The organism is Streptomyces sp. NPDC000348 (assembly GCF_042898795.1).
GTDB lineage: Bacteria > Actinomycetota > Actinomycetes > Streptomycetales > Streptomycetaceae > Streptomyces.
Genome location: NZ_JBIAZD010000003.1, coordinates 204407 through 219229, shown reverse-complemented (window position 1 = coordinate 219229; position 14823 = coordinate 204407). Strand labels below are relative to the sequence as shown.

Annotated in this window: 13 protein-coding genes and 2 tRNA genes; 5 read left to right on the top strand and 10 right to left on the bottom strand. The window is 69.7% G+C overall.

What is annotated here, in order from left to right:
* The first annotated feature begins 96 nt into the window (after window positions 1–96).
* The gene (gene crgA, locus ACFY3N_RS07870) at window positions 97–351 is read left to right on the top strand and encodes a cell division protein CrgA (protein ID WP_053635432.1); all 255 of its coding nucleotides are present in this window, start codon (window positions 97–99) and stop codon (window positions 349–351) included.
* Between the two features lie 278 nt (window positions 352–629).
* Here crgA and ACFY3N_RS07865 read toward each other — a convergent pair whose 3' ends face one another.
* Both ACFY3N_RS07865 and ACFY3N_RS07860 read right to left on the bottom strand, forming a co-directional pair.
* Window positions 630–1517, bottom strand: a complete 888-nt coding sequence (locus ACFY3N_RS07865) for a rhomboid family intramembrane serine protease (RefSeq protein ID WP_390815742.1) — start codon at window positions 1515–1517, stop codon at window positions 630–632.
* Window positions 1518–1621: 104 nt separating this feature from the next.
* Complete coding sequence (locus ACFY3N_RS07860) at window positions 1622–2149, bottom strand: peptidylprolyl isomerase (protein WP_390815741.1); 528 nt, start codon at window positions 2147–2149, stop codon at window positions 1622–1624.
* A gap of 339 nt (window positions 2150–2488) precedes the next feature.
* Here ACFY3N_RS07860 and ACFY3N_RS07855 point away from each other — a divergent pair, with 339 nt between their 5' ends.
* On the top strand, window positions 2489–3190 hold the full coding sequence (locus ACFY3N_RS07855) for a DUF5324 family protein (RefSeq protein WP_390815740.1): 702 nt from the start codon (window positions 2489–2491) through the stop codon (window positions 3188–3190).
* Between the two features lie 124 nt (window positions 3191–3314).
* On the opposite strand, the gene ACFY3N_RS07850 is transcribed toward ACFY3N_RS07855, so the two are convergent.
* Window positions 3315–3387, bottom strand: a tRNA-Ala gene (locus ACFY3N_RS07850).
* Between the two features lie 182 nt (window positions 3388–3569).
* Between ACFY3N_RS07850 and ACFY3N_RS07845 the strand changes: the two genes are divergently transcribed.
* Together ACFY3N_RS07845 and ACFY3N_RS07840 are read left to right on the top strand one after the other, a co-directional pair.
* A complete protein-coding gene (locus ACFY3N_RS07845; protein ID WP_390815739.1) occupies window positions 3570–4118 on the top strand; it encodes a helix-turn-helix domain-containing protein in 549 nt (182 codons plus the stop codon).
* A gap of 83 nt (window positions 4119–4201) precedes the next feature.
* The gene (locus tag ACFY3N_RS07840) at window positions 4202–5746 is read left to right on the top strand and encodes a protein kinase (RefSeq protein WP_390815738.1); all 1545 of its coding nucleotides are present in this window, start codon (window positions 4202–4204) and stop codon (window positions 5744–5746) included.
* A gap of 37 nt (window positions 5747–5783) precedes the next feature.
* On the opposite strand, the gene ACFY3N_RS07835 is transcribed toward ACFY3N_RS07840, so the two are convergent.
* Complete coding sequence (locus tag ACFY3N_RS07835) at window positions 5784–7124, bottom strand: hypothetical protein (protein ID WP_390815737.1); 1341 nt, start codon at window positions 7122–7124, stop codon at window positions 5784–5786.
* A gap of 138 nt (window positions 7125–7262) precedes the next feature.
* A complete protein-coding gene (locus ACFY3N_RS07830; RefSeq protein ID WP_003999697.1) occupies window positions 7263–7391 on the bottom strand; it encodes a DLW-39 family protein in 129 nt (42 codons plus the stop codon).
* 338 nt (window positions 7392–7729) lie between these two features.
* Between ACFY3N_RS07830 and ACFY3N_RS07825 the strand changes: the two genes are divergently transcribed.
* Window positions 7730–8098, top strand: coding sequence for a DUF6344 domain-containing protein (locus tag ACFY3N_RS07825; protein ID WP_390815736.1), 369 nt, complete (start codon window positions 7730–7732; stop codon window positions 8096–8098).
* Between the two features lie 281 nt (window positions 8099–8379).
* On the opposite strand, the gene ACFY3N_RS07820 is transcribed toward ACFY3N_RS07825, so the two are convergent.
* The 5 genes from ACFY3N_RS07820 to gyrB all read right to left on the bottom strand — a co-directional run bounded on the left by ACFY3N_RS07820 (window position 8380) and on the right by gyrB (window position 14650).
* Window positions 8380–8736 (bottom strand): DUF1330 domain-containing protein, encoded by a 357-nt coding sequence (locus ACFY3N_RS07820; protein WP_390815735.1) that lies wholly within the window; start codon window positions 8734–8736, stop codon window positions 8380–8382.
* Between the two features lie 260 nt (window positions 8737–8996).
* Window positions 8997–9073, bottom strand: a tRNA-Ile gene (locus ACFY3N_RS07815).
* 121 nt (window positions 9074–9194) lie between these two features.
* Entirely contained in the window at window positions 9195–9935 is a 741-nt protein-coding gene (locus tag ACFY3N_RS07810) for a DUF3566 domain-containing protein (protein ID WP_390815734.1), read from the bottom strand.
* A 17-nt stretch (window positions 9936–9952) separates the two neighbouring features.
* Window positions 9953–12547, bottom strand: coding sequence for a DNA gyrase subunit A (gene gyrA / locus ACFY3N_RS07805; protein WP_390815733.1), 2595 nt, complete (start codon window positions 12545–12547; stop codon window positions 9953–9955).
* A 42-nt stretch (window positions 12548–12589) separates the two neighbouring features.
* Window positions 12590–14650, bottom strand: coding sequence for a DNA topoisomerase (ATP-hydrolyzing) subunit B (gyrB, locus tag ACFY3N_RS07800; protein ID WP_390815732.1), 2061 nt, complete (start codon window positions 14648–14650; stop codon window positions 12590–12592).
* Window positions 14651–14823 lie beyond the last annotated feature (173 nt).

Sequence of the window (14823 nt, the reverse complement as noted above, 5' to 3'; positions counted from 1 at the left end):
ACGCCCGGGGGAGCGCTCAGAGTCCCCTTGTACGCTGCTCCGAGCCCGACCCAGTTCCCTGCGCGGCCACGCAGCGCATCGACAGGAGAGACCCTCGTGCCGAAGTCACGTATCCGCAAGAAGGCCGACTACACGCCGCCGCCGGCGAAGCAGACGACCGCGATCAAGCTGACCAATCGCGCCTGGGTCGCGCCGGTGATGCTGGCCCTGTTCCTCATCGGGCTGGCCTGGATCGTCGTCTTCTACGTCACCGACGGATCGCTGCCCATCGACGCCCTGGGCAACTGGAACATCGTGGTGGGCTTCGGGTTCATCGCCGCCGGATTCGGCGTCTCCACCCAGTGGAAGTAACGCTCGCCACGCGGTGAGCTTCCCCTGCCCAGAGCTGTTCCACAGCTCTGGGCAGGGTTGTCCCCTGAGTTATCCACAGCACTTGTCCACATGTGGATAGGAGACTCGATCTGTGGATAACTTTCGGGACGTTGACACCGGTGTGACAGAAATACCGGTAACCGAAAATCTGTTCGCCGGCATCCTGACCTGCGAAGACGCCGGTCGATCACCCGATGCACGGCCCTTACCGCACCCTGTGCACAAGATCCGCCACCGACTGTGGACAAACCCTGTGGTCAGGTGAGCTGAGCCGTCCTCAGCAGGGTCATCAGGACGATCACGGTGAGCACCAGCGCACACGTCCCGTACTGCACCAGCGCCCGCCGCTCCCGCGGGGCGTGCACCATGGCGTACCCGATCACGACACCGGCGACGAGCCCTCCGATGTGGGCCTGCCAGGCGATGTTGCCCCAGCCGAACGTGATGATCACGTTGATCACGAGCAGGGCGACGACCGGACGCATGTCGTAGTTGAGCCGGCGCATCAGTACGGCGGTCGCACCGAAGAGGCCGAAGATCGCGCCGGACGCGCCGAGCGAGGCCGTGCTCCCCGCGGCCAGCAGATACGTCAGCGCGCTGCCCGCGAGGCCGGAGATCAGATAGAGCGCGAGATAGCGAGCGCGCCCCAGGGCCTGCTCCAGCGGGCCGCCGAGCCACCACAGGCCGAGCATGTTGAAGGCGATGTGCCAGATCTCCTCGTGCGTGAACATCGAGGTGACCATGCGGTACCACTCGCCCTCGGCCACCCCCTCGGTGGGCGTGAACGGTGCCGGCGGCCAGACGCCGACCAGCACGAGGGGGTCCAGCAGGGACGGCCGGGCCCGTACGGCGATGAACACCGCGAGGTTGATCCCGAGGAGGATCTTGGTCAGCAGGCGGGGGTCCGCGGCGACGGTTCCACCGGCGATCGTGCGGGGCACGGAGGCCGTGGGCGCGTGTCCCGTGCCGGAACCGCTACGGACGCATTCCGGGCACTGGAACCCGACCGAGGCGTCGACCATGCACTCGGGGCAGATCGGGCGCTCGCACCGGGTGCAGCGGATTCCGGTCTCGCGGTCCGGGTGGCGGTAGCAGACGGGGACGCGCTGGGCGTCCTGCGGGCTGCCGGAAGCCTGGTCGTCCATGGGATCCCCTAGGTCGTGTGGAAAAGCCCCGCCCCGCCCATCCTTACGGATGGGCGGGGCGATTGGTTCCCTTCGCGGGCTTTCGCACTCCGGGGGCGGGGTGCTCAGCCCTCGTGGATCTCGACCGACTCGATCACGACGTCGTTCACCGGGCGGTCGGTGCGCGGGTTGGTCGGCGCGGACGCGATGGCGTCGATGACCTTCTGGCTGGCGGCGTCGGTGACCTCGCCGAAGATGGTGTGCTTGCGGTTCAGCCAGGCCGTCGGGGCGACGGTGATGAAGAACTGCGAGCCGTTGGTGCCCGGGCCCGCGTTGGCCATGGCCAGCAGGTAGGGCTTGTCGAAGCGCAGGTCCGGGTGGAACTCGTCCTCGAACTGGTAGCCGGGACCGCCGGTGCCGTTGCCCAGCGGGTCTCCGCCCTGGATCATGAAGCCGCTGATCACCCGGTGGAAGACCGTGCCGTCGTAGAGCTTGTCCGTGGTCTTCGCACCGGTCTGCGGGTGGGTCCACTCCCGCTCGCCCTTGGCGAGCTCGACGAAGTTCTTGACCGTGATCGGCGCCTGGTTCGGGAAGAGCCGGACCTGGATGTCGCCGTGATTGGTCTTCAGGGTGGCGTTGAGCTGCTCAGCCACGATGTGCCTTCCGTTGTCTTTCCGTGACTCCCTGATCCTCGCACGGACGGGGCGCGCAGTCGCCCGGCGCCCGTTCACAGAGGGGTGACCGGGCCGTTCCGCCTGCGGAAAACCGGGTGAGTGGTCCTGTGCCGGGGGCGCGAGGCGGCGATCCGTGGCATTGTCGACGACAAGCTCCCGTTGCCCCGAATTCATCCGCCATCACATCCGATAACACCATCGATCACGTTCACAGGCACCCGGATGCTCGTCCACGCATGCCGCGTGGCGACCCGGCAGGCATGATCCGTAAAAGGGTGGAAAGTCGAAATACCGTACGCCACCGAGGAGGAGGAACCCGTGACCCGCATCGACAGCGTGCGCGCCGCGACCGGTTCGGCGAAGGACAGCGTGCTGCACGCCGCGGAAGTGGTGGCGCCCTACGCCGACACGGCCAAGGTCAGGGCCGCGCACTACGCACAGGAGGCCCGCGTACGGCTCACGCCCGTGGTGACGCAGGCCGCCGGCCACGCCCGAGTCCAGTACGGCGCCCGTGTGCAGCCGTATCTGGAGCAGGCCCGGACGCATGTGCCGCCGAAGGTCGACCAGGCCGCCCACCAGGCGGCCGACCGCACCCGCAAGGTCGCCCGGCAGGCGGCGGACTACTCCCGTCCGATGATCGAGCAGGCGGTGGCCGCCGCCGGTCCCGCGCGGGACGAGGCGACGGCCCGTGGCGCGGCCGCGCTGGCCGCGCTGCGCGGCCAGGTTTCGGCGCGACAGATCCAGAAGCTGGTCCGCAAGCAGCAGCGGCGGGCGAGGGCCGGCCGTGCCGCGAGGACGGTCCTGATTCTGGGTGCCGTGGCAGGGGGCGCCTTCGCTGTCTGGAAGTGGTGGGACAAGCAGGCCAACCCGGACTGGCTGGTGGAGCCGCCGGCCGCGACGGATGTGTCGTCGGGGTCGGCGAAACTGACGTCGGTGGACGGCAGCAGCGGTGCCACGCTCGACCCGGAGGTCGAGGCCAAGGAGGCCGAGGAGACCGCCCGGCGCGACGACCAGAGCTGAGGCGCGAGGGCGCCAACGGCGCGGTGGGGCAGGAGACTTGGGCGTCTCCTGCCCCACCGCGCCGTTTCACGTGAAACAAGGGACCCCTCCCACCGCGTTTCCGCAGGTGAGAGGGGTCCGAATGTGGAGCCTAGGGGAGTCGAACCCCTGACATCTGCCATGCAAAGACAGCGCTCTACCAACTGAGCTAAGGCCCCGGAGGAAAGCGTCCACCTGCGAGAACTGCATCCCGGTGGGCGCCCGAGACCAGAGTACCGGGTCCCCCCGGGGATTCCGCAAAAAGATTGGGGGTCCCCGTGGCCGACCACTCTCCGTAAGATGCTCGGACGTGGTTCGCTACAGCGAACCGCGGTTCTTGGGGAAGCGATGGGGAGACGCAATGGACGCCGCACAGCAGGAAGCCACCGCGAGAGCGCGGGAACTGCAGCGGAACTGGTACGGGGAGCCGCTGGGGGCGCTCTTCCGCAGGCTGATAGACGATCTGGGCCTCAACCAGGCTCGTCTCGCGGGAGTGCTGGGGCTGTCCGCGCCGATGCTGTCGCAGCTGATGAGCGGCCAGCGGGCGAAGATCGGAAATCCCGCTGTGGTGCAGCGGGTGCAGCTGCTGCAGGACCTGGCGGGGCAGGTCGCGGACGGCAGTGTGAGCGCGGCCGAGGCGACCGAGCGCATGGACGAGATCAAGAAGTCGCAGGGGGGCTCGGTGCTCAGCAACACCACGCAGACGACGAGCGGTTCGGGAGCGCCCACGGTCAAGCGGGTGGTCCGTGAGATCCAGTCCCTGCTGCGCTCGGTGGCCGCCGCCGGCGACATCATCGACGCCGCCGACACCCTCGCCCCCACGCACCCCGAACTGGCAGAGTTCCTCCGGGTCTACGGCGCGGGCCGCACCTCCGACGCGGTCACGCACTACCAGTCCCACCAGAACTGATTCCCCGCCCGGCGGCCGAAGGGGGTTCAGCCGCCGGGGCGCGGAAGACGGGGGACACCGCAGGGGAGGGGCGACGCACAGCGATGGGTGAGGTCTTCGCCGGCCGGTACGAACTGGTCGATCCGATCGGGCGCGGGGGTGTCGGTGCCGTCTGGCGCGCCTGGGACCATCGCCGCCGCCGTTATGTGGCCGCCAAGGTCCTGCTGCAGAGCGACGCCCACTCCCTGCTCCGTTTCGTGCGCGAGCAGGCGCTGCGGATCGATCATCCCCATGTCCTGGCGCCCACCAGCTGGGCTGCCGACGACGACAAGGTCCTGTTCACCATGGACCTGGTCACCGGCGGTTCGCTGGTTCACCTGGTCGGCGACTACGGTCCGCTGCCGCCGGCCTTCGTCTGCACCCTGCTCGACCAGCTGCTGGCCGGGCTCGCCGCGGTGCACGCGGAGGACGTCGTGCACCGGGACATCAAGCCCGCCAACGTGCTCCTGGAGGCCACCGGCACGGGCAGGCCGCGGCTGCGGCTGTCGGACTTCGGCATCGCGATGCGGCTGGGTGAGCCCCGGCTGACCGAGACCAACCTGGTGGTGGGCACACCGGGTTATCTCGCGCCGGAGCAGCTGATGGGCTCGGAGCCGGACTTCCCCGCAGACCTCTTCGCCGTGGGCCTGGTGGCGCTGTACCTGCTGGAGGGCGCCAAACCGGACGCCAAGGCCCTCGTCCAGTACTTCGCCGAGCACGGGACGCCCGGCGCGCCCCAGGGCATCCCCGAGCCGCTGTGGCAGGTGGTGGCCTCGCTGCTCCAGCCGGATCCGCAGGCGCGGTTCCGCACGGCCACGGGGGCGCGGAAGGCGCTCGCGGCTGCCGCGGAGCTTCTTCCGGAGCCCGGCCCCGACGACGAACTGATCGAGATCTTCGACCAACTGGGGCCTCTGCCCCCGGGGTTCGCCGCGGACGGTCCGCTGAAGCGGGCTCCGGGCGTGGGGCGTACGGCTCCGGAGGAGGAGCGGGGTTCTTCGCCCGGCACCGGATCCGGCCGGGAGGCGGGTGGTGCGGGCGCCTCCGCCAGCACGCCCGGCCCCGGATCCGTCCGGGCGGCCACGGCGGCGGACGTCAGTGCCGGAACCGACTCGAGGGCGCTCGGCGCACCCCCGGAGGGGGGTGGGGGCCTCGTACCCGCCGATCCGCGTCCGGGCCCCGCGTCCGGCGCCTCCCCGCGGTCGCCCGGTATGTCGGACACCGGAAGCTTCCCCCTGCCTCCGCCCCGAACCATGATCACCTCCTCCCCCGTGCACCCTCCGCCACCCCCGGAACAGGCCCCCCGTGCGCCGGTGCAGCACCGGGCGGCCGGCCCCGTCCCCCACCTCTCCCCCCACGACCCCACGCATCGGCTGCGGGCCCCCCTGCCACGGCCGACCGCGTATCCCGACGCCTCCACCGCGGAATACACCGCCCGGGCCGCTCAGGCTCCGCCTCCGAGCGAGGCACTGTCGCGGCACGGGTCCACCGCCCCTCGGAGCCACCGTCGGCGCAGCCGCCGCCCCGGCCCTCCGGCGCGGGTGGTCGTTCCCTTGCTGCTCCTGGCCCTGGCCTGCTACGCCGTGGGGTTCTGGGCCCTCACGCGCGTCTGAGCGCCGCTGCCCGCGCCGTCCACGGAACGCCCACGGCTCACGGCGCGGCCCGCCGCCGGGCCGCCAGCGTCCACACCCCGAGCCCCGCCAGCAGCGCGGTGCCCGTGCCGATGCCGCCCACCGCGAGCGCCCGGAAGGCGGTGTCGTCGCCGGTGGCCTCGCCCTCGGCCGCCGCCTCCCGGTCCGCCCCCGTGACCGTGAAGACGTCCGGCGGCACGGACTCCCCCGCGTATCCGGGCCCGTCCTGCGCCGTGCCGCTCAGCCGCACCCGCAGGGTCAGCGGAACGGGTCCGTCGCCGAAGTCGTCCGCCACCGCGGCCGAGAGGTGCGCGACGAGGTAGTAGGAGCCGGCGAACCGCATCGCCCCGGTCTGGCGGCCGACGGCGTGCCGGTTGACGTACGCGACCGGCGGGAGGGGCGCGAGGCTCTCCGCCTTCGGGCCGCCGTCGTAGCCGACGCCGACGTCCACGACGTGACCGCGTACGGGGTTGTAGAGGTCCAGGTCCAGCGCGGCGGCGGCGTAGCCGCTGCCGCCCGTGGCCGAACTGCCCAGTTCGGCGGTGGCGTAGAGCTGCCGGCCCCAGTCGACGGGGACCTTGTAGAAGAGTGTCTGGCCGGGGCGGATGTCGTCCCGCCAGACTCCCTGGCCGACGGGGGCGGCCCGGGTGAAGCCCGCGCCGCCGGAGCGCCGTTCGGGCTTCCCCGTGAGGGGCTGGGGCGGGGCGGAGTTCCACTCCTTCGGCGCGGTCGTCGCGCCGGCCCGCTCCAGAGGGGGCTCCGACACCACGGTGAGCTCCGTCTCCCAGGGGCCGGGGGAGGAGCCCTCCCCGTCCGGGTCGACGCGTTCGACGCTCAGGTAGTACGTACCGGCCTCCTGGCAGAGGGACCTCCTGGGGGAGATCTCCCGCATGGCCCACGCGGCGACCGGATGCGGGCTGCCGGCGGCGCCGAAGCTCGCCGTGTCCACGTCGCAGGAGCGGCCCTCGCCGTCCTGCACGGACACCTTCACCCCGTCGATGACGGAGGCGGTGCGGCCGGCCGGGGGGACGGCGGTGGCGGAGGCGTAGGTGCTCGTGGTGCCGTCGAGTTCGAGGCGGTAGTGGACCGCGCCGCTCGCCGGGAGGGTGCTCCGGTAGGTGTGGCCGGGCTCCAGTTCCAGGGCGTCCGCGGTGCTCGCGGTGCCGTCGATCCTCCGCGCGTCCTCGGCGAAGGCGTAGGTCCCGGTGCCTTCGGCGGCCTCGTCCGCGACGGCCGCCCGCCCCGGCAGCACGCCGGCCAGTCCCAGCGCCATCACGGAGGCGAGCGTCACCACGCCCGCGCGTCCGCCGGCCGGGGGCCCGCCGTGCCCGGCCCGGGCCGTACCCCACCGTCCCCTCACGCGCCACCCCTCGTCGTCGCCCGGACGTCGCACCGCGCCCATCCTGCCCGCGGACGGGGCCCGCCGACACGTACCCGCTCCACACAAAACCCCGACCGCGTGGGCGGCCGGGGTCTGTTCAGCGTCGGATGTCGGTACTCACGAACCCGTGGGCACGGAGTCAGTCGCCTCCGTCCACAGATCCTGCTCGGCGCGATCCGCCTGGATCTGGCGGTACACGAGGAGCCCGCCGATGGCGGCCAGTGCGACCAGGAGAAGCTTCTTCACCGCGCGACCTCGTCTTTCCTTGACGTAGGGGACCTCTGCCGCCCGACTATACACACCGGTCGATACCGATCGGTGACCTGCGTCGCCCCTTCAACTGCCCTCCCGCGCGGCGCAGTAGGAGCGGGGTGCGGTGATCCGGCCGGAGGGTGACCACGCCCGCACGGACGGTCACTTTGAAGACTTCTCCGCCACTTTGGAATCTTTTCGCCGCTTATGCACCCATCCGTGTGGTGTTCATCTGAACATCCGCGCGCCACGGGCGTCGGTCCACCACTTCGCGAGCCCCATACACATCATGAGGAAAGTACGCAAATCGCCCAACCCGAAAGTGAGGGGCCATGGCCCGGAACAAGGTCATGAAGCTGTGGAACGCCATCGTCACCGCCTTCCTCGCGCTGTGCACGGCGCTCGGACTCATCACCACGACCGCCTCCGCGGCCGTACCGCAGACCGACGAGACGCGCAACAGCGACAGCGCCCCGAACATCTCGGCGCCGACGGCACCTCTCTGGTCCTGGTCGCTGATCAAGGCCCTGCCCCCGACGATGAAACAGCGCATCCACGCCGAGGCCCACGGCAAGTCTCCCAGCTGCCGGCACCGTCCCCTCTCGGACACGACGGCGGAGTCCGACTCCGCGGACTGCTCCGACGACACGGAGTCCACCCACGCGGAACCCGTCACCGGCCGCATCCCCCTCCAGCGCTGATCGCGGGACCTTTCCCGCCCTTCCTCGTGCCGTCGCCGCTTTCCCGAGTCCTGGCGAACTTGCGTACAGCACCACGGCCCGAGCCGACACCGGAGGGCCCCGGTCGACATCCGACCGGGGTCCTCTTCGTTGTCCACGGCAGGGCGCGGACGTCAGCCCCTGCGCCGGATGCTGCAGTCCTCCCCCTGCGGGGCGGACGGATGGACCGGGGCGGCCATGGCAGCGCTCGGGTCCGTCTTCGTCACCCTGCCGTGCCTCGCCGTCGGCGAAGCCCGCGCGGCTTACCGGGCCTGCTCCCCGGTCGTCTCCGCCCGGAGTTTCGCCGCACGTTCACCCGGGTCGTATCCAGGGCCCACGCCCTCCACCAACACGACGTCTCCCTCGATGTGGTCGGTCCGCAGCCGCAGGATCCCCTGGTACGCGGGGGACGCGTACCAGGCGCGGGCCTCGGCCAGACCAGGAAACCCGATCAGCACCATGCTGCCCGGCCAGCTTCCCTCCACCACCTCATCCGGTGGGCCGTGCACCAGGAAGCGGCCGTGGAACGGGTCCAGGGTGTCCTGGATGCGTTCCAGGTACTCGAGGATGTCCGGGTGGTGACGGCGATCACGTAGGTGCGCAAAGCCATATGCGGGCACGTCCGCTTCCTTCGTTCGCTTCGGTACGACCACTCGAACGTAGCCACGCTCCCCGTACATCGCGATTACCTTCGAGGTAAGCGCCGGACGGGACGCGACGCCAGGAGCCGTGCCCGCCCGGCTCCGCCCGGGCCGGCGGTGGACGGGATGGAAGCACCCCGCGCGCGCCGGCCACGGACCCGCGGTCGGCGTGCGCGTCGGCTGATATCAGCCGTGGACATGAAGAACCCCCGGCCATGGAGACCGGGGGTTCTTCACGCTGGTGGGGCTAACAGGATTTGAACCTGTGGCCTCATCCTTATCAGGGATGCGCTCTAACCAACTGAGCTATAGCCCCGCCGCGCTTTGCGGGGTGTGTCCCGCGCGCTGACTCCTGAAGATTAGCGCACGACCGGGGCAGTCCCAAAATCGGTTGCCGCGAGGCCGCCGGAGCAGGCGGGGAAACCGCTGTGAGCAGCTCACTCGTCCTCGGCCAGCGTCAGCTCGACACCGCCCACGAACCCCGCGGAGAGGTTGTAGATGAACGCGCCGAGCGTCGCCAGCGCCGTCGCCAGGACGACGTCGATGACCGCGATGATCGTCGTGAACATCAGGACGTTGGGCAGCGACAGGAACGACTGGAGGTCGAAGCCGTTCGACTCGTTGGAACCGGTCGCCTCGGAGATCGTGCCGCCGACCGTCGAGAACACGCCCATGGCGTCCATGACCATCCACAGCACCGCGGACGCGACGATCGTGCAGATGCCGAGCGCGATGGAGAGCAGGAAGCTGACCTTCATCACCGACCACGGGTCGGCCTTCGACACCCGCAGACGTGCCTTGCGCACGCGCGGGGTGGTGCTCGCCCCCGTGCGGGGGCGCCGTACCGCGCCGGTCCGGCCGGCCGCCGCACCGGACTCCGCAGAGTAGGCCTGCGGCGGGTGGTACGGGCCCGACTGCTGCGACTGCCGTTCCCCCGGCAGCGGTGAGGCCGACTGAGCGGCGCCCTGGTCGGGCGCGGCCTGCTGCGGGCCTCGGGTGTCCGTCACGGTTCCCCCCTGGGATCCCCGCCGGTCGGACGAGGACGTGTCCTTGGCGGGCACCTTGATCGCTTTGAGATTGGTCGTCTGCGGGTCCGCTGCCCGCGCGGCGGAGCCACGGCCGCCGCCGTCCGTCCCCCTGCTGGTACCGGCCGGTCCGGCGCCCGTGGCTCCGCTCACGCTGCTCACTCCTCGTGCTACTCGGACGAGGGCGCCTCACCCTCGTCCGTGCCGGCGGACGCAGCCCCGTCGGCGGTCTCGTCCACGGCCACGTCGCCGTCGACTTCCTCCGCCTCGCGTCCAGCCTCGGCGTTACGGGCGATGCCGACCACGGCATCGCGCTTGCCCAGATTGATCAGTTGGACGCCCATGGTGTCACGGCCGGTTTCCCTGATCTCGTTGACTCGCGTACGAATCACACCACCTGACAGCGTGATGGCGAGAATCTCGTCGGTCTCCTCGACCACCAGCGCGCCGACGAGGGTGCCGCGGTCCTCGACGATCTTGGCAGCCTTGATGCCGAGGCCGCCGCGACCCTGGACGCGGTACTCGTCGACGGCGGTCCGCTTCGCGTACCCGCCGTCTGTGGCAGTGAACACGAACGTACCGGGTCGAACAACATTCATCGAGAGCAGCTCGTCCCCCTCGCGGAAACTCATGCCCTTGACACCCGAGGTCGCACGGCCCATGGGACGGAGCGTGTCGTCGGTCGCCGTGAACCTGATCGACTGCGCCTTCTTGCTGATCAGCAGCAGATCGTCGTCGGCCGAGACGAGTTCGGCGCCGATCAGTTCGTCGTCGGAACCGTCCTCCTGCTCCCGCAGGTTGATCGCGATCACACCGCCCGAGCGCGGGGAGTCGTAGTCCTTCAGCGGCGTCTTCTTCACCAGGCCCGCCTTGGTGGCCAGGACCAGGTAGGGCACCGCCTCGTAGTCGCGGATCGCGCGGATCTGGGCGATCGTCTCGTCCGGCTGGAAGGCCAGCAGGTTCGCCACGTGCTGCCCGCGCGCGTCCCGGCCGGCGTCGGGCAGCTCGTAGGCCTTCACCCGGTAGACCCGGCCCTTGTTGGTGAAGAACAGCAGCCAGTGGTGGGTGGTGGACACGAAGAAGTGGTTGACGATGTCGTCTTCCTTGAGCTTCGTGCCGCGCACCCCCTTGCCGCCGCGCTTCTGGGCCCGGTAGTCGTCGGTCTTGGTGCGCTTGATGTAGCCGCCGCGCGTGACCGTGACGACGATGTCCTCTTCGGCGATCAGGTCCTCGATGGACATGTCGCCCTCGTAGGGGATCAGCTTCGTCTTGCGGTCGTCGCCGTACTTCTCGACGAGCGCGGCCAGCTCCTGGCTGACGATGCCGCGCTGGCGGACCGGGGAGGCGAGGATCTCGTTGTACTCGTTGATCTTCTCCTGGAGTTCGTCGTGCTCCTGGACGATCTTCTGGCGCTCCAGGGCGGCCAGCCGGCGCAGCTGCATCTCGAGGATGGCGTTGGCCTGGATGTCGTCGATCTCCAGGAGGTCCATCAGGCCCCCGCGCGCGATCTCCACGGTGTCACTGCGCCGGATCAGCGCGATGACCTCGTCGATGGCGTCCAGGGCCTTCAGCAGGCCGCGCAGGATGTGCGCCCGCTCCTCGGCCTTGCGCAGCCTGAAGCGCGTACGGCGGACGATGACCTCGATCTGGTGGTTCACCCAGTGCCGGATGAACGCGTCCAGCGAGAGCGTGCGCGGCACGCCGTCGACCAGCGCCAGCATGTTGGCACCGAAGTTCGACTGCAGCTCGGTGTGCTTGTAGAGGTTGTTCAGGACGACCTTGGCGACCGCGTCCCGCTTCAGCACGATGACCAGGCGCTGGCCGGTCCGGGACGACGTCTCGTCGCGGACGTCCGCGATGCCGCCGATCTTGCCGTCCTTCACCAGGTCGGCGATCTTCTGCGCGAGGTTGTCGGGGTTGGTCTGGTACGGCAGCTCCGTGACCACCAGGCACTGGCGGTTCTGGATCTCCTCGACCTCGACCACCGCGCGCATGGTGATCGAGCCGCGGCCCGTGCGGTACGCCTCCTCGATGCCCTTGCGGCCGACCACGAGGGCGCCGGTCGGGAAGTCGGGGCCCTTGATGCGCTCGATGAGCGCGTCCAGCAGCTCCTCGTGCGAGGACTCGAAGTTCTCCAGGTACCACTGGGCGCCGGCCGCGACCTCGCGCAGGTTGTGCGGCGGGATGTTGGTCGCCATGCCGACCGCGATGCCGGCCGAGCCGTTGATCAGCAGGTTCGGGAAACGGGCCGGCAGGACGGTCGGCTCCTGGGACCGGCCGTCGTAGTTGTCCGTGAAGTCGACGGTCTCCTCGTCGATGTCGCGGACCATCTCCATCGCCAGCGGCGCCATCTTGGACTCGGTGTACCGCATGGCCGCCGCCGGGTCGTTGCCCGGCGAGCCGAAGTTGCCGTTGGAGTCGACGAGCGGCATCCGCATCGACCAGGGCTGGGCGAGGCGCACCAGGGCGTCGTAGATGGAGGTGTCGCCGTGCGGGTGGTAGTTGCCCATGACGTCGCCGACGACGCGGGCGCACTTGTAGAAGCCCCGCTCGGGGCGGTAGCCGCCGTCGTACATCGCGTACAGCACGCGGCGGTGCACGGGCTTGAGTCCGTCACGGACGTCCGGCAGCGCACGCGAGACGATGACGGACATCGCGTAGTCGAGGTAGGAGCGCTGCATCTCCGTCTCGAGCCCGACGGGCTCGACGCGCATGGCCGGGGCGTCACCCTCGGGCGCCGTCACAGGAGTGTTCTCGTCGGTCATTGCTGGTGAAAATCCTTCCTGGTGCGGTCAGCTGAGACCGACTCAGATGTCGAGGAAGCGGACGTCCTTGGCGTTGCGCTGGATGAACGCGCGGCGGGCTTCGACGTCCTCGCCCATGAGGACCGAGAACAGGTCGTCGGCCTGGGCGGCGTCGTCCAGGGTGACCTGGCCGAGGACCCGGTGCTCCTGGTCCATCGTGGTGACGCGCAGCTCCTCGGCGTTCATCTCACCGAGACCCTTGAAGCGCTGCACGGAGTCCTCGCGGATGCGCTTGCCGGCGTTGCGGCCCATCTCGATCAGCGCGTCGCGTTCGCGGTCGGAGTACGCGTACTCGAAGTCGTCCCTGCCCCACTTGATCTTGTAGAGCGGCGGACGGGACAGGTACACGTGCCCGGCCTCGACCAGCGGCCGCATGAAGCGGAACAGGAACGTCAGCAGCAGCGTGTTGATGTGCTGGCCGTCGACGTCGGCGTCCGCCATGAGGATGATCTTGTGATAGCGGAGCTTCTCGATGTCGAAGTCCTCGTGCACACCCGTGCCGAACGCGGAGATCATCGCCTGGATCTCCTGGTTCTGCAGGATCCGGTCGATGCGCGCCTTCTCGACGTTGAGGATCTTGCCGCGGATCGGGAGAATCGCCTGGTACTGCGGGTTGCGGCCGGACTTGGCCGAACCGCCGGCGGAGTCACCCTCGACGATGAAGATCTCGCACTTGGTGGGGTCGTTCGACTGGCAGTCGGACAGCTTGCCCGGCAGCGACGCCGACTCCAGCAGGCCCTTGCGACGGGTCAGGTCGCGCGCCTTGCGGGCCGCCACACGCGCGGTGGCCGCCGCGATGCCCTTGCGGATGATGTCCGCGGCCTCGTTGGGATTGCGGTCCAGCCAGTCGTTGAGGTGCTCGTAGACGACCTTCTGGACGAAGGTCTTCACCTCGGTGTTGCCCAGCTTGGTCTTGGTCTGGCCCTCGAACTGCGGCTCGCTCAGCTTGACCGAGATGATCGCGGTCAGACCCTCGCGGATGTCGTCACCCGTGAGGTTGTCGTCCTTGTCGCGCAGCAGCTTCTTGTCCCGCGCGTACTTGTTGATGAGCGAGGTGAGCGCCGCACGGAAGCCCTCTTCGTGCGTACCGCCCTCGTGCGTGTGGATGATGTTGGCGAAGGAGTACACGCCCTCGGTGTAGCCGCCGTTCCACTGCATCGCGACCTCGAGGGACAGGTGCCTGTCCTTGTCCTCGGCCTCCAGGTCGATCACGGTGGGGTGCACCACCTCTCCCTTGCGGGAGTTGAGGTACTTCACGAAGTCGACGATGCCGCCCTCGTAGTGGTACGAGACGGCCTTGACCTCGTACTTCTCGTCCTCGCCCGCCTCGTCCGCACCGGCGGTCGCCTTCGCCGACTCACGCTCGTCGGCGAGGTTGATCCTCAGCCCCTTGTTGAGGAACGCCATCTCCTGGAAGCGCCGGGAGAGCGTCTCGAAGGAGTACTCGGTGGTCTCGAAGATGTCGCCGTCGGCCCAGAAGGTGACCGACGTCCCGGTCTCCTCGGTGGCCTCGTGCTTGGCGAGGGGCGCGGTGGGGACACCCAGCTTGTAGTCCTGCGTCCAGCGGTGGCCGTCGGTCTTGACCTCGACGGCGACCCGCGTCGACAGCGCGTTGACCACGGAGACGCCCACGCCGTGCAGACCGCCGGAGACCGCGTAGCCGCCGCCGCCGAACTTGCCGCCCGCGTGCAGCACGGTCAGGACGACCTCGACGGCGGGCTTGCCCTCGGAGGGGACGATGCCCACCGGGATGCCGCGGCCGTTGTCCACGACGCGGACGCCGCCGTCCGCCAGGATCGTAACGTCGATGGTGTCCGCGTGACCGGCCAGCGCCTCGTCGACCGAGTTGTCGACGACCTCCTGCACGAGGTGGTGCAGTCCCCGCTCGCCGGTCGACCCGATGTACATACCGGGTCGCTTACGGACCGCGTCCAGGCCCTCGAGGACGGTGATGGCGCTCGCGTCGTACGACGCGGCGGCCTCGCCGGCCGAGGTGCTCGCCGCGTCACTGACGCCGGTGTCGGTGGACGGGATGTTCTCGTTGGGGTTGCCGGAATCGGCCACGAAGCGCCCTTTCTGGCACAGCACGAGCCGGGCTCGTCGGCAGGTTGCCGGAGCGGCTGCGGCATGTTGCGTTGGTAAGCCTTGATCAGCGTTGCTCAGCTTTTCCCGGGCGGTCCCCACGTTCGGGGCGGGATTGTCTTCCATTCTACCGGTAGCACTGACATCGATGGGGG

Coding starts and splice junctions, on each gene's coding strand:
- ACFY3N_RS07865 (WP_390815742.1), bottom strand. CDS start 1,517: ATGGACGACCAGGCTTCCGGCAGCCCGCAGGACGCCCAGCGCGTCCCC.
- gyrA (WP_390815733.1), bottom strand. CDS start 12,547: ATGACCGACGAGAACACTCCTGTGACGGCGCCCGAGGGTGACGCCCCG.
- ACFY3N_RS07840 (WP_390815738.1), top strand. CDS start 4,202: ATGGGTGAGGTCTTCGCCGGCCGGTACGAACTGGTCGATCCGATCGGG.
- ACFY3N_RS07825 (WP_390815736.1), top strand. CDS start 7,730: ATGGCCCGGAACAAGGTCATGAAGCTGTGGAACGCCATCGTCACCGCC.
- ACFY3N_RS07845 (WP_390815739.1), top strand. CDS start 3,570: ATGGACGCCGCACAGCAGGAAGCCACCGCGAGAGCGCGGGAACTGCAG.